At 59.5% G+C, this 13,146-nt stretch carries 14 protein-coding genes; 8 read left to right on the top strand and 6 right to left on the bottom strand.

Features of this window, described 5'->3' with window-relative positions:
• Positions 1-27: 27 nt before the first annotated feature.
• From pqqA to VF672_RS00265, 5 genes are all read right to left on the bottom strand, one after another.
• Positions 28-99, bottom strand: coding sequence for a pyrroloquinoline quinone precursor peptide PqqA (gene pqqA / locus VF672_RS00285; protein WP_008365141.1), 72 nt, complete (start codon positions 97-99; stop codon positions 28-30).
• 188 nt (positions 100-287) lie between these two features.
• Positions 288-2,654, bottom strand: coding sequence for a pyrroloquinoline quinone biosynthesis protein PqqF (gene pqqF / locus VF672_RS00280; protein ID WP_331100163.1), 2,367 nt, complete (start codon positions 2,652-2,654; stop codon positions 288-290).
• A gap of 93 nt (positions 2,655-2,747) precedes the next feature.
• Entirely contained in the window at positions 2,748-3,548 is an 801-nt protein-coding gene (locus VF672_RS00275; protein WP_331100161.1) for a carbon-nitrogen hydrolase family protein, read from the bottom strand.
• 10 nt (positions 3,549-3,558) lie between these two features.
• On the bottom strand, positions 3,559-5,253 hold the full coding sequence (locus VF672_RS00270) for a flavin monoamine oxidase family protein (RefSeq protein ID WP_331100159.1): 1,695 nt from the start codon (positions 5,251-5,253) through the stop codon (positions 3,559-3,561).
• A gap of 142 nt (positions 5,254-5,395) precedes the next feature.
• A complete protein-coding gene (locus VF672_RS00265) occupies positions 5,396-5,857 on the bottom strand; it encodes an Lrp/AsnC family transcriptional regulator (RefSeq protein ID WP_331100157.1) in 462 nt (153 codons plus the stop codon).
• Between the two features lie 248 nt (positions 5,858-6,105).
• Here VF672_RS00265 and ppk2 point away from each other — a divergent pair, with 248 nt between their 5' ends.
• Positions 6,106-7,017, top strand: a complete 912-nt coding sequence (gene ppk2 / locus VF672_RS00260; protein ID WP_414705546.1) for a polyphosphate kinase 2 — start codon at positions 6,106-6,108, stop codon at positions 7,015-7,017.
• A gap of 33 nt (positions 7,018-7,050) precedes the next feature.
• Here ppk2 and VF672_RS00255 read toward each other — a convergent pair whose 3' ends face one another.
• Positions 7,051-8,097 carry an FUSC family protein gene (locus tag VF672_RS00255; RefSeq protein WP_331100155.1) on the bottom strand — a complete coding sequence of 349 codons (1,047 nt, stop codon included), beginning with the start codon at positions 8,095-8,097 and terminating at the stop codon, positions 7,051-7,053.
• Positions 8,098-8,265: 168 nt separating this feature from the next.
• Here VF672_RS00255 and VF672_RS00250 point away from each other — a divergent pair, with 168 nt between their 5' ends.
• The 7 genes from VF672_RS00250 to VF672_RS00220 form a co-directional block, all read left to right on the top strand.
• Positions 8,266-8,904 (top strand): YjfI family protein, encoded by a 639-nt coding sequence (locus VF672_RS00250; protein ID WP_331100153.1) that lies wholly within the window; start codon positions 8,266-8,268, stop codon positions 8,902-8,904.
• Entirely contained in the window at positions 8,901-9,608 is a 708-nt protein-coding gene (locus tag VF672_RS00245; protein ID WP_331100151.1) for a PspA/IM30 family protein, read from the top strand. Before VF672_RS00250 ends, VF672_RS00245 begins: the two co-directional genes overlap by 4 nt.
• A 62-nt stretch (positions 9,609-9,670) precedes the next feature.
• Positions 9,671-10,234, top strand: a complete 564-nt coding sequence (locus tag VF672_RS00240; RefSeq protein WP_331100149.1) for a rhomboid family intramembrane serine protease — start codon at positions 9,671-9,673, stop codon at positions 10,232-10,234.
• Between the two features lie 49 nt (positions 10,235-10,283).
• The gene (locus VF672_RS00235; RefSeq protein ID WP_331100146.1) at positions 10,284-10,952 is read left to right on the top strand and encodes a DUF2491 family protein; all 669 of its coding nucleotides are present in this window, start codon (positions 10,284-10,286) and stop codon (positions 10,950-10,952) included.
• Positions 10,953-10,965: 13 nt separating this feature from the next.
• Positions 10,966-11,391, top strand: a complete 426-nt coding sequence (locus VF672_RS00230) for a DUF350 domain-containing protein (RefSeq protein WP_331100145.1) — start codon at positions 10,966-10,968, stop codon at positions 11,389-11,391.
• Positions 11,392-11,417: 26 nt separating this feature from the next.
• The gene (locus tag VF672_RS00225) at positions 11,418-12,152 is read left to right on the top strand and encodes a DUF1190 domain-containing protein (protein WP_331100143.1); all 735 of its coding nucleotides are present in this window, start codon (positions 11,418-11,420) and stop codon (positions 12,150-12,152) included.
• 14 nt (positions 12,153-12,166) lie between these two features.
• On the top strand, positions 12,167-13,146 hold a 980-nt coding region (locus VF672_RS00220; RefSeq protein ID WP_331100140.1), incomplete at its 3' end, for a glutathionylspermidine synthase family protein.

Raw genomic sequence — 13,146 nt, 5'->3', positions numbered from 1 at the left:
GAACCGAGGCTTCTCACCGCGCAACAATCAACGGCTTGCGAAGTACATGGTGACTTCAAAGCCGATACGCAGATCAGTGTAAGCAGGTTTAGTCCACATAATTGACTCCTTCTGGGTTAGTGCAGCGGTGGGTGAGTACATTCGTTAGTGCTCCTGCGAGCGGAGACGTTCAAATGCTTAGGGGGCTATGTTACTAAAATTATCGGACGGCCAATGATGAAATATCCGATAAAGATTCTTGCAGAGCGGGCAATGATCAGTGGGTTATGGCCCGTGATTGAGGCGGGCTAGAGCGGACTCGGACGGTTCGACAGGCAGAGTCTGGCGCTGCCAGGCTGTGCAAGCCGATGGGCGGCTTCGAGCAAACCAGCCTGCTGAAGATGTGCAAGAGAATGTTGCAGCCGGGCGATGTAGTCGCTGCCGTGTCCTGCCAGATGCGCTTGCCAAAGCAGTTCGGCCGCTTGCTGATGCTCTATGTCAGCCGTCTCGAGCTGGTGCTGCAGGATTTTTACCCGGGCGGGTAAGTCTGCCACGTCGATCAAACTCGGCAGACCCTCGATGAAGGTCGTGATGTGGGCGACCAGTTGCTCCGCGCTGGCGCTGGGGGACTGCACGCCGAACAGCAGACCGCCATGACCGGAGATGTGTCGGAAACCGCTGAAAACGGCGTAGCCCAACTGCAGCTCGACACGTAGGCGCTGGTAGAACGGGGCCTGCATCAAGTGTGCGAAGAGTCGCCAGGTGGCTTCGTCGTCGAGAGAGCCGGACGGCGTTGGATAGAAGATTAACAGTGCGTTTTCTGAAGACTCCGACGGTTCGATTTCCCAGCGAGTGCCCGCAGCCCGCGGTATCGCGCGGGCTGGATGCTGCGGCAGGCCGGGGACTTGTCGGCCAACAACCCGACTCAAAACATTCTGCGTTGAACGCGGGGCGCCCGTGACAAACCCCATCCACAACGCTTCCGCCCAAACGTGCTGCAGGTCGTTCGTCTGCGGAGCGCTCGGGCTGTTCACATAATGATCAGGTAAAGCCTTCAGCAAGTGACGGATGGGAATGGCGGCCGGTTCATTGTCCCGAGCACCGAAGCGCGCCAGGGCTTGCGCATCCGGCTGGCCGAGCAGACGCAGCGCCTGTTCCAGCACCGCAGGCAGCGGCTCCGCCAAGCCTGAGGCGTTCAATTGCCAAAACTTGCCATAACCACTGAATGCCAGTCTGACCCCCGCTTGCATGGCTTGGGCGGTCAGCGTCTTCAGCATTTCTGTCAGCACCCGGGCAAGCGTTGGTTGCGCATTGACCAGCGTCCATCGCAGATAAACAGCAGCCTCGCCGTTCGCTGGCAGCGCGTCGCTGAATGTCAGCGCAGGCAGGGGAAATGCGGCTGAAGGGGCTGGCGGGGTCGGCTTCAGAAATGGATTGGGTTCGGGCAAGCGCCAATAGACACTGGAGGTGTCGTACGCCGCAGACGCAACTTGCGCCTGCAACAGCGACTCTGGAGTCAGCTGGTTGAGCAGTGCATCGACCGCGTCTACCGATAGGCGGGTCTGGCGGGGTTCAGCGCTGAAATACCGCGCCAGCGTCAGCGCGTCGCTGACGGCCAAACGCCGCTGTTCCAACCGCGCGTACTCTTCGAGCAACTGACGGTAACGGGGTTTGAAGAAGGCGAGCCAGCTGAAAACCAGCCCCGATACGTGCGTTGACGCGTCTGTGGTGGTCGAGGCGAGAGCGATCTCGACGTTGATCAATGCCTGGCCCGCAAACTCATACAAAACCTCGGCTTTCAGCGCCTCAATCAAACCGCGTTCCACCAACTCCGTTACCAGGCCGCCCGCTTGGGCATTGTTCATCCAGGTGCAGAGAAACGCAGCGGCTTGCTCTTGGCCCGCCGGTAAGTCTTCGCACGCGAAGGTCAGATGCATCCGATGCTGGCCAGTTACAGCGATGGGCGTGGGTCCATCAGCGAGCAGATCAGGTGGCCTTCGTTGCTCAACCCGGATGCCCTCAACGAAATACGCTCCAAACCGCGCGGCCAACTCCTCCAGTTCATCCAGGGGTTGAGGCCCCGCGAGGCTCAGCGTCATCTGCCCGGCCTGATAGAACTGCCGATAAAAACCGTGAAGCGCGTCTTGAAATGCCTGACGCGGCACCGGAAGGCTGAAGCGATTGCCGGCATGAAACCAGCGCAGCGGGTGCAAGGCTGACAAGGGCTGCTGACGTTTCAGCACGTCACGCGCTGCATCGTCCCGTGACCAGGCGATGAATTCTGCATGCAAGACCTCTCGTTCTCGCAACTGATCAGCAAGCGTCATACGCGGATGGGCGAGCATTTCGCACAATCGGTCGAGACCGTCGGCGAACACAGCGCGCGGCAGCTCGAAGAAAAAGTCAGTGGTGCGCTCGCGTGTGCTGGCGTTCACTTGTCCGCCATGACGCTGCACGAAAGCCATCAGCGTTTCGTCGGCCGTATAGCGCTCCGTGCCCAGAAAGAAAAGATGCTCGAGAAAATGCGCCAGCCCCGGCCAAGATGCCGAAACATCATGACTGCCTGCGGCGACCCGCAGTGCCGCGGCGCAACGCTTCAAGCGCGGCGCTGAAACAAGCACTACATTCAAGCCGTTGGGCAAGGTCAGGGATCGTTGGGTGATGGTGCTGGGCATGGCGTCTGTGATGTCGGGTGACTGAGCCGCCATGCTAGCGGATAACGGAGGTGCAGGTGTTGGAGGTGCGCAGTGCAGATTTCGATGATCAGCCTAGGGTTTACCCAGCCCTGAATAAAACCCCGGCCGGCGGTCCTTGAAGTACGTGTTGATCGCCTGAGACTCGCTCATCGATTCACGGTCCAGATCCGCCATGACCAATGCCTCATCCTGACCAGCAAGACCGATTTGCCGACCGTCCGGCGCGCAGATACTGCTCAAACCGCAGTAATGAATCTGGCCCTCGCTGCCGCAGTAATTGGCGTAAACCAGATAGCACTGGTTTTCGAACGCGCGGGCCCGCACGGTCACTTCAGCAACGAAGTCGTAGGGCGCCATGTTCGCGGTCGGGACAAGGATCAGATCGGCACCGGCCAAGGCCAGACGACGCGTGTTCTCGGGGAATTCAACGTCGTAGCAGATCAAGAACCCCAGCTTCCAGCCGCCGAATTCCACCACCGGAAAGTGCTCCTCGCCTGCGCTGAACATCGCGTTGTCCAGCTCGCCGTACAGATGGGTCTTACGGTAATTGCAGAGCCGGACACCTTGCGCGTCGATCAGCTGAATCGCGTTGTACACCTGATCGTCATCGCTCAGCTCCGGGTAGCCGTACAAAATGGCGATACCTGTGGCTTGAGCGATCTCGGCGATCTTCAGTGCAGCCGGGCCGTCGCATGCCTGCGCCAGCTCCCGCGCCGCGTGGGCACCGATGTTGTAGCCGCTGAGAAACATCTCAGGGCACACCAGCAGCTTCGCCCCTCCTGCCGATGCTTCGATCGCCTGAGTTTCCAGGCGCTTGATATTGGCACTGACGTCCAATGGCAACGGTGGGCATTGGTAGAGAGCGACGCGCATGACGGCTTCCTTATTCTGGCAGGACAATCGGGCCGATTTCGTGGAACACGTCGCCGGGCCCCGGGTTCTCGGCGTGCGTCTTGCCGCCGAAGTGGGTCATGATGCCCCATACCGCATTCAGCGACGTCTGCACGGCGCCCTCGACCCAGGCTGGCGTCCAGGACACATCGTCCCCCGCGATGAAAATCCCGCGTTGTTCGTCAGGCATGTCCTTTTGCATGAAATGCGCGTACATGCGCTGGTTGTAGCGGTAGTGGCCCGGCAGTGCGCCTTTGAAAGCGCCTAGGAAGTGCGGGTCCGATTCCCACGACACGGTGATCGGGTCTCCGATGACGCGCGCGGCGATGTCGACTTTCGGATAAATCTTTTTCAGCGCGCCGAGCGCCAGGCTGACGCGTTTTTCCACGGGGTGAGGCAGCATTTTCAGCGCGTCGCTCATCCACGAGTACGACAGGCAAATCACACCCGGCTTCTCGACGCCGTTGGAATAAGTACCGTTGTCGAACAGGTAGGTGCCGCGGGTCAGCCGATCGGTCAGGGTCATGCTCATCAGGTCGCGGCCGGTTTCCGGGTCCTTGTCCTTCCAGAAGGGCCGGTCGACCATGACGAAGGTTTTCGACGACTGCATGTAGCGCGTGCGGTCCAGCGCCATCCACATCTTCTGGGAAAACAGCGACTCCTCGCACTCGATCTGTGTAGTGAGCAGCCAGCTTTGGCAAGTGGCCAGAACCGCATCGTAATGGCGGACGTCCCCCAGATTATCGGTGACCGCGAACTGGCCATTGGCGGCGCGGCTGATGCCCTTGACGCCTGTGCGTGGGGCGCCTCGGTGCAGCGTCGACAGGCTGGTGCCTTCGGGCCAGTGCGCGCAGCGCTCCGGAGTGTGTCGCCAGATGCCCAGCGGGACTTGCCCGACGCCGCCGACAATGAGGTGCTGATGGTCGTCGCAGTTGGTCATGACCACGCGGAAGATCTCGAGCATTGAGTTCGGGAAGTCCGAGTCCCAGCCACCGGTGCCGAAACCGACCTGACCAAACACCTCGCGGTGGTAGAACGACAGTTTGGCGAAGGCTTTGGAGGTGGCGACGAAGTCGTAGAACGTGCGGTCGTCCCACAGCGGCACCAGTTTGTCCCACAACGCCTTGAGCCGAGGCACATCGCGGTCGCGAATGGCCTGCTGAATGTCGGCGAATTGCGAGCCGTCTTCCAGCGCGTCGGCCCAGGCATCGGCGACTTCCTGAAACAGCGCAGGCAAGTCCGACAGCTTTTGGGCGTAGTGAGTGCTGCCTTCCAGATCGATCACCGTGCTGCCGGACGCAGCCGTCAGCGGGTTGGGGAAGGGCTTGGATTCCAGGCCGAGCTTGTCCACGTAATGATAAAAAGCGGTGGAGGAGACTGGAAAACGCATGCCGCCCAGCTCGGCAATGATGCCCTCAGCGCCTTCGAACTGTTGCGAACGCAGTCGGCCGCCCATTTTGGAGGCTTCGTAAACGACGGGCTTCAGGCCCACCTTCATCAGTTCATAGGCCGCCACGAGACCCGCGATGCCTGCGCCGACAATCGCCACTTCTTTGCCGAGGTTTTCCGTAGGAATACTGCCCAGGCCCGCCGGGTGCTCGATCCAGTCATCGAACGCGAACGGGAAGTCCGGACCGAAAATCGTGATCGGTTTTTTTCCGTCGGCGGGGTGGCGATTGTTCTTCATGACTGACCTTGTTCGACTGGTACGCGAAAGTGAACAAGTCTAGATAACAGTTGAGAGGTTAATAAGGCGCAGAGTGTCGTCGTTGTGTAGAGAATCAACGCAAAGTGACGAAATTACTCGTCACTTTGATTCGGTGGGAAGATCAGGATGGCTGTCCGCGGTCGATCTTGCTGCTCAGGATGATCGACGTTGTGGTCTTCTCAACCCCATCGACACTGCCGATCAGATCAAGCATCTCATCCAGCTGCTCGGGCGAATCCGTACGTAACCACGCCACGTAATCGAATTCGCCACTCACCGCACACAATTGCTGCACTTGAGCGAGCGCACTCAGCCGCCTTAGCACTTCTTTGCCGGAACGAGGCTGGACGGTGATGCCGACGTAAGCCTGCAAACCACCGTCGACCAGCCGCTGACCCAGACGCACACCATAGCCGGTGATGATTTTCGCTTTTTCCAGACGCGCCAAACGCGAAGTGACTGTGGTTCGCGCGATGCCCAACTGCCGAGCCAGATTGGCGACCGGTTCCCGGGCATTGATTTGCAGCGCAGCGATCAGTTTGCGGTCGATGTCATCGAGCGCTGGGGGGCGGGTGTCAGGCAAGGGCGGGTCTCCTTCGGCAAGCGGGGCATGTTAGGAGATTCTGTCGCGATGTGGGTGATATTCGAACAGCAAGCCCCAGCGAAAGCCGAGAGACGCGGGCTGTTGATCCTGCATCGCTGGGTCCGGGAAAGCTTGTCCAGCTACAGCAGGACTTTTCCGCGCTGTAAGGGTTTTGTCATTCTTCTGTCACCCCCGGCGTGCCTAACTTCTCTCCCCACACCCTCTGAATCCACGCCGGGAGCCTCGTCATGACTCTGGATTTCTCCGAAACCACCCGCTACATCCAGGCCGACATCCTCGACAGCTTCGACGAAGAACTGGAAATGGAATACGACGACGCGCGCCTGGATGGCTTGTTGGCTGACTTGGGTGAGGAGGTGCCCAAAGGGATTGATCGCCGCCTGTACTTCCGGGAGTTGCTGCGCCTGCAGGGCGAACTGGTGAAACTGCAGGACTGGGTGGTGAGCCAGAAGCTCAAGGTGGTCGTGCTGTTTGAAGGCCGCGATGCGGCCGGCAAAGGCGGTGCGATCAAGCGCATCACGCAACGGCTCAATCCACGGGTTTGTCGCGTGGCCGCACTGACCGCGCCGAGTGAGCGCGAGCGCACCCAGTGGTACTTCCAGCGCTACGTCACGCACCTGCCTGCCGCTGGCGAAATGGTGCTGTTCGACCGCAGTTGGTACAACCGGGCCGGCGTCGAACGTGTCATGGGCTTCTGCGATGACGAGGAGTACGAAGAGTTTTTCCGCACGGTGCCCGAGTTCGAAAAAATGCTGGTGCGCTCGGGCATCATCCTGATCAAGTACTGGTTCTCCATCACGGACGATGAGCAGTACCGGCGCTTTCTGATGCGCATCCATGACCCGCTGAAGCAGTGGAAGCTTTCGCCGATGGATCTGGAATCCCGTCGTCGCTGGGAGGCCTACACCAACGCCAAGGAAGAAATGCTCACGCGCACTCACACCGACGTCGCGCCATGGTGGATCGTGGAAGCAGACGACAAGAAACGCGCGCGCCTGAATTGCATCCACCACCTGCTGGAGCAAATCCCGCGCGGCGATACCGAGACACCGCAAGTAGTGTTGCCGGAGCGCGAGTACAACGCCAATTACCTGCGCGCCCCGGTCCCACGGGAGATGGTCGTCCCGCCGGTGTATTGATTTGGATATTCGTCATCCAGAAGCCGGTGTGGTTCAGATTTTCCACGCCGGCGCTGTCTTGGCCAGGCGCTGCTGCAGGCTTTCCAGGTTTTGGGTGAACTGGCGGGTCATGAGCTGATAACCGAGCACCTCGGTAGAGGCTGTCGGGACGTCTGGCCCGACGGTCAACGTCTCCGTCGGCCGCTGCAAACGCTCTGTCGCGCCGGTTTGGAGTGCGCGGGCCATGCCGATCAGCATGCGGCGGATGCGGCGTTGCTCTGCCGTAACGCCCGTACTGCCGGCGTCGGCGGGCCGCAGGTTCGAGAGAATTTCCAGGAGGCTGAGGCACATGCGGTAATGGCTCTGGATGGCGTCCAGCTCAACAATCGAAATCTTCACTTCCTTGGACACTGACGGCATCAGCGAGCGCAGCTGCAACAGCGTTGCACCCATTCGCGCGGTCAGTTTCACGTGCTCATCGGCGGCAATCGACTGCCCGCTGGCAATACGGTCGTAGGCCAACGCACAGTCCCGCAACCCATTTGCCAGGTTGTATCGCCACGAATACACCGCGTACAGCGGCAGCGCGAACGAAAACGCGAGGGCGAGGGCGATGCCGATCAGGATGTCCACCGTCCGCCACAACCCGTCCGTGATCGGGTTATCACCGTGCCCCGCCACGATGAACAGGGTGATCGCTGACAGCAGCGCTGTGTACCCACCTTTGCCGATTGCGTGGTAGGCGAAGAAGCCACAGATCAGCGACATGATCACGTACGTCAGCAACGGCATGCCCAGGTAGCTTTCCTGCGCCACCACTGCCAGACCCAGCGCGGCGCCAATCAATGTCCCGTAAGCACGCTCCACCGACTTCTTGCCGATATTGCCGTGGTGCTGCAACCCGCCAATCACGATCAGCATGGTCACCGACGCCCATTCACCGTGGGGCAGATGAACACCGGTCGTCAGAAGAATCGACACCAGCAGCCCGACCACGATACGCCCGGCGTGAATGTAGCGCGCATGACGATAGCGGCGGTAGGGGTCCAGCAACGGACGCAGGGCGCGGCGGAGCCATGCGGGTAGGGAAGGTGTATTCATGGGGTTACAGACCATGGGGAAGATGAATATATCCGAAGCCTGCTAAATGCGGGGGGTCACCCTCGGAGTCATCTCATTCATAAAATCATCACATGTGAGATGTTGCGTATCAGGATGCTTGAGCGTAGGGTGCGTTGCTATCACATGTGATGTTCAGGAAACACTTCAATGGCTCGGAAAACTTCAACCGATTACATGCGTGAAATGCGCGCTCGGCTGACGGCGGCCGGGTACGTGAAACGAGAGCTGTACGTGCTTCCAGAAAATGCGGAAGTGCTGAGAGACATCGAAAAAGTGCTGCGCCAGCCCTATTTGGGTAACCGGATCAAACTGGAGGGATTCATGACTGAGAATACCAATTGGACGATCAACACACTTCACTCGGCGTTTGCCGAACTGGACGTGGTGAAAAACAAAGATATCGAGCTGACCCTCATTCAAGGCGCCGAGCCGAGTCTGAGCCTGGTAATGAACCAGTTCGGCGGCTTGCCCATCATCATTGCCATTGCGGGCGACCAGATCCTGGTTGATTCCGTTCTGGTGTACGCGTCTGAGGTCAAAGACCCGGCCGCATTCAACGACGCTGTGCTGCGCAGTCGGGAGCTCTTCCCGCTGTCGTCGATCGGCATCGAGACGCTGCCAAACGGCGAAACCTTCTACAACATGTTTGGCGCACTGAGCGCTGCCTCTTCGCTGACGGTCATTGTCCATGAGGTGCTCACTTTGGCAGAAAACGTGATTCACGCGGCCGACGCCTACGAAGATTTTTTTAAGTTGATCCACAGTAATCGGGAGACACATCAATGAGCCTTTGGAAAAAAATGGTCACAGCGCTGCGTGGTGGTGCTTCCGAAGTGGGTGAAGCCATCGTCGATGCTCAGGCACTGCGAATCCTCGATCAGGAAATCCGTGACGCCGATGCCTCCCTGCTTGCGGCGCGCAACCAACTGATCCAGATCAAAGCCAAGCACAAACTTTCGCTCCAGCGTGTCGAAGAGCACGACAAGAACATCGCCAACTGGGAACAGAAAGCGCTCGCGGCGATGAATAAGGGCGAAGAAGCCCTTGCCCTCGAATGCGCCGAAAAGGTCGCCGAGCTGACGGCCCTGCGCGATCAAGAGAAATTGGCGGCCGACCAATTCGGCGTTCACGTGGCCAAGCTGACCGCGCAGGTCATCAAAGCCGAAAGTCAGATCAAAGGCTTGCGTCAGCAGACCGATATGGCCAAGGCCCGCGACAGCGTGCAGAAGGCGCAGATCAACGCCGCTGCTGCAACGGGCGGTGCCAATGGCCGACTCGAAACCGCCGTGGGTTCGCTGGCACGCATCAAGCAGCGTCAGGATGAGCAGGACGCCAGGCTTGAAGCGGCGGATGAGCTGGCAGAGGCGGCCAATGGCGGCGATCTGGAGCGTCGCCTCCAGGACGCAGGCATTGGCGCGAAAACAGGCGGCGCAGCCGACGTTCTGGCCCGATTGAAGGCACAGAGTCAAAGCGGTAACGCGGGGCAATAAGTCCCGTCCAACAAGGGCAGCCGGTTTTCCGTCTGCCCTTTTTCAGTTTCGGTGGTGGACAGATGATTATCGGAAGCGGACTACGAACGATACTCTGCCTTGCCGCTTTGATGGTCGTTGTGCAAGTGGTTAACTCCCTGACCGCCAACAGCCTGTTGTCTCACGGCCTAGTGCCCAGAACGTTTTCCGGACTGCAGGGCATCGTCTTCTCCCCGTTTCTGCATGGTTCGGTCCGTCATCTGTTGAGCAACCTTTTGCCCTTTGTGGTGTTGAGCTGGCTGGTGGCGACCGAGGGGCTTCAGCGTTACCGCCGTGTTGCCCTGCTCATCATGTTGCTCGGCGGGATAATGGTCTGGGTGGTTGGCCGGCCGGTCATCCATGTGGGCGCCAGCGGCGTCATCTTTGGCTTGTGGGCGTACCTGCTGGCGCGCGCGTGGTATCAACGCAGCCTGGCCAGTTTCGCGATTGCGCTGGTGACCCTGCTGGGTTACAGCGGATTGATTTTCGGCTTCATCCCGGTGCCGGGCGTATCGATTGAGTCACACCTGTGCGGCGCGCTTGCCGGTATTGTGACGGCCTGGTTGATGCACTCACGACGGCTCCTTGAGCGAGGTCCGGCGCAGTGATTGGCAGCATTCTTTACATCGCCTCGGCGCGAATTCAAGGAGAAGAAACATGAGCTGGATCAAACGCGCATTGGGCCTGGAGTCGCCCATTCCCCCGGTAGGCTCCAACGCCCCCGCCAATCCAAACCTGGCGAATCCGTTCGGGCTGGCTCCCGGCCGTATGCTTGACCTTGACGACTCGCTCAAACTGATGCTCGACGGTCATTCGGAGCTGGTGGTTCCCGACGAAGAAGTGGTCTGGTCAGTGGGTCAGGTCGACCTTGGGCAATCGGTTCGTCTGGTGCGGTTCTACTTCGAGAACGAGGATTACTGGCTGCAGGTGATGATGAACGGGCCCGCTGCTGAAGACGTCCAAGACATCATCCTGTTCGGTTACAGCAGCGTCGTCACCATCAACAGTGAGGCAGAGCTCAAGCGTCTGGTGGGGCCTGCGTCCAAGGTCGGTCTGCCGGTGTATGAACATGATGGTTGGGAGTACGGCCGTCAGTGGGGCACGGAGCAGGGCCAGACCGAGCTCACGCCCATGGACGAGCAGGTCGTCAGTCCGGACGGTGCCTACCGCATCAAGCACCTGAGCATGTTGTACGCGCGGGACACGGGTCTTGTAGACCGCCGCGAGTTTCTGCTGTTGTCTGTCGAAGAAGACGAGGAGGGCGTCGTCTCCTTCACCACGTCGGTCGGCGTGACCCTGCAGTCCACTGATTTCACCGTCATTTAAAAGGAAGTAAAAAATGCTTGAAGCGCTTCGTATGTCCGTCAGCTTCCAGTCGGTGCTGAGTTTTCTGGTGTACATCATTGTGGCCGGCGGATTGTTCGCGTTGTTTCAGATGGCCTACACGCGTCTGACGCCGCACAAGGAATTCGTCCAGATCCGTGAGGGCAATGTTGCCGCCGCCGTCGCCCTGGGCGGTGCGCTGATCGGCTTCGCACTGCCTGCCAGCAACGTCATCACCTACAGCATCAGCGTACTGGATGTGGTGATCTGGGCAGTGATCGCTGCAGTCGTACAGCTGCTGGCCTTCACTGCCACCAGCATGGTGCTCAAGGATCTGTCCGCACGTATTACCCGAGGCGAGCTTGCCGCGGCCATCTACGCCGCCAGCGTCTCGATCAGTGTCGGTTTTCTCAACTCGGCCTGCATGACGCCGTCGACCTGATCGCCTGTTATCGAAAGGAGTTATCGATGAGACGTAGTTCCCTCAAGCTGGTTCTGGCCAGCACCCTGCCGCTGGCGATCAGCGCGTGCAGCAAATCCGACACGGTCGAGGTTTCCGCGCAGCAAACCTATCCGTCAGTGCAGGCCTGTGTGGATCAGAAAGTCCCGGTAGACGTCTGCTCGGATGCTTACATGAGTGCACTGGCGGAGCACCGCCGCGTTGCCCCGACCTATGACGACAAAACGGCGTGCGAAGCTGATTTCGTTCCCGACTACTGCCAACAGAATGCCGATGGCAAGTTCACGCCCAAGCTTGGCGGCTTCCAGCTGGAGGTCTCAGGCGAGCTGCCCAAGTCTCAGGTCGACGCAGCGAAGGCACAGGCCGGGCAGTCTGGCGGCGGCGGCGGCGGCGGTGGTGGGTTTGGTTCCGGGGTGAACGGGTTCCTGATGGGCATGCTTGTCAGCAATATGGTAAATGGGTTCACCGGCGGTGGCGGTCGTTACTACTCCCAGCCTATCTACCAGGAGCGGGATTCGCGGGGTGGATATGGGTATTCCACGCTGTCGCGCCAGATCGAGCGCGGCAAAACCTTCGGCAACTCCACCCAGGCGCGAAGCAGCTCGACCGGCACGTACAGCACAAGCACCCTTGGTCGTAACTCCTCCGTCTCATCTTCCGTTTCCCGTGGCGGTTTTGGCAGCCAGGCCACCGCTCGCAGCGGTTGGGGTGGCAAAAGCAGCGGCTCAAGCTTCGGCGGATAACAAGGACGTTACCCATGAAAAGGATCAGCATTCAGGAACGTCCTGACTGGCGCCAGACGGCCGAGCGTGAAGGGTTCAACTTTCACACTATTGATGGTGAGCGTTATTGGGATGAGCGCGCCTACTATCAGTTCACCGAAGCGCAGATCACACGTGACATTGAAGCTCCCACCCAGGAACTTCACGCCATGTGCCTGGATGTCGTGGAAAAGGTGGTGGAAAGCGAAGAGCTATTGACCCGCCTGGCCATTCCGCAGCCGTTCTTTGATCTGGTCCGCACCTCGTGGAAGGAAGGGCACCCGCACCTATATGGTCGCTTCGACTTCAGCTACGACGGCGTCAACCCGGCCAAGCTGCTGGAGGCGAACATGGACACGCCCACGTCAGCCTATGAAGCGGGCGCGTTTCAGCTTATCTGGCTTGATGAGCAGATACAGCGCGGCGTATTGCCGGCCCACGCTTCGCAGTTCAACTCGATGGCGGAAGACCTGGTCCGGGCTTTTGCGGCGATCAGGGCAGGCGGGCCTTTCTACTTTTCCTGTATGTCTGGCTCGATTGAAGACCGAGGAACAACCGAGTTCCTGCGCAAAATGGCTGAGCACGCCGGCATCGAAACCCGCCACATCGACATTGAGGACATCGGCCTTGATGCCCAAGGAAGATTTGTTGACCTTGAAGGCCGCTGGATAGAGCGAGTCTTCAAGCTGCACGCCTGGGAGCATGTCTTTCATGAGCCCCACGGCCAAGCCATCCCGCAGTGCGACACGCAGTTTATCGAACCTGCCTGGAAAGCCATCATCTCCAATAAGGGCATTCTGCCTTTGCTTTGGGAATTAAACGAAGGGCACCCCAATCTGCTGCCATCCTTCGTCGACCCGGACCCGCAATCAGCGGTGCCGAAGGGCTGGGTGCGCAAGCCGTACTTTTCCCGCGAAGGCGCCAACATCGAAATTCGCACCCCGACCGACCAGGTCATTTTCGAAGACGGCCCTTA

This window comes from Pseudomonas sp. (genome assembly GCF_036387035.1).
Classification (GTDB): Bacteria; Pseudomonadota; Gammaproteobacteria; order Pseudomonadales; family Pseudomonadaceae; genus Aquipseudomonas.
Note: the sequence above shows the minus strand (reverse complement) of the source record. Positions and strands in the feature narration are given on the sequence as shown.

Excerpts from the sequence above, each read along its gene's own strand:
- pqqF (WP_331100163.1), bottom strand. The coding sequence starts at position 2,654 with ATGCCCAGCACCATCACCCAACGATCCCTGACCTTGCCCAACGGCTTG.
- VF672_RS00275 (WP_331100161.1), bottom strand. The coding sequence starts at position 3,548 with ATGCGCGTCGCTCTCTACCAATGCCCACCGTTGCCATTGGACGTCAGT.
- VF672_RS00270 (WP_331100159.1), bottom strand. The coding sequence starts at position 5,253 with ATGAAGAACAATCGCCACCCCGCCGACGGAAAAAAACCGATCACGATT.
- ppk2 (WP_414705546.1), top strand. The coding sequence starts at position 6,106 with ATGACTCTGGATTTCTCCGAAACCACCCGCTACATCCAGGCCGACATC.
- VF672_RS00255 (WP_331100155.1), bottom strand. The coding sequence starts at position 8,097 with ATGAATACACCTTCCCTACCCGCATGGCTCCGCCGCGCCCTGCGTCCG.
- VF672_RS00250 (WP_331100153.1), top strand. The coding sequence starts at position 8,266 with ATGGCTCGGAAAACTTCAACCGATTACATGCGTGAAATGCGCGCTCGG.
- VF672_RS00245 (WP_331100151.1), top strand. The coding sequence starts at position 8,901 with ATGAGCCTTTGGAAAAAAATGGTCACAGCGCTGCGTGGTGGTGCTTCC.
- VF672_RS00240 (WP_331100149.1), top strand. The coding sequence starts at position 9,671 with ATGATTATCGGAAGCGGACTACGAACGATACTCTGCCTTGCCGCTTTG.
- VF672_RS00235 (WP_331100146.1), top strand. The coding sequence starts at position 10,284 with ATGAGCTGGATCAAACGCGCATTGGGCCTGGAGTCGCCCATTCCCCCG.
- VF672_RS00230 (WP_331100145.1), top strand. The coding sequence starts at position 10,966 with ATGCTTGAAGCGCTTCGTATGTCCGTCAGCTTCCAGTCGGTGCTGAGT.
- VF672_RS00225 (WP_331100143.1), top strand. The coding sequence starts at position 11,418 with ATGAGACGTAGTTCCCTCAAGCTGGTTCTGGCCAGCACCCTGCCGCTG.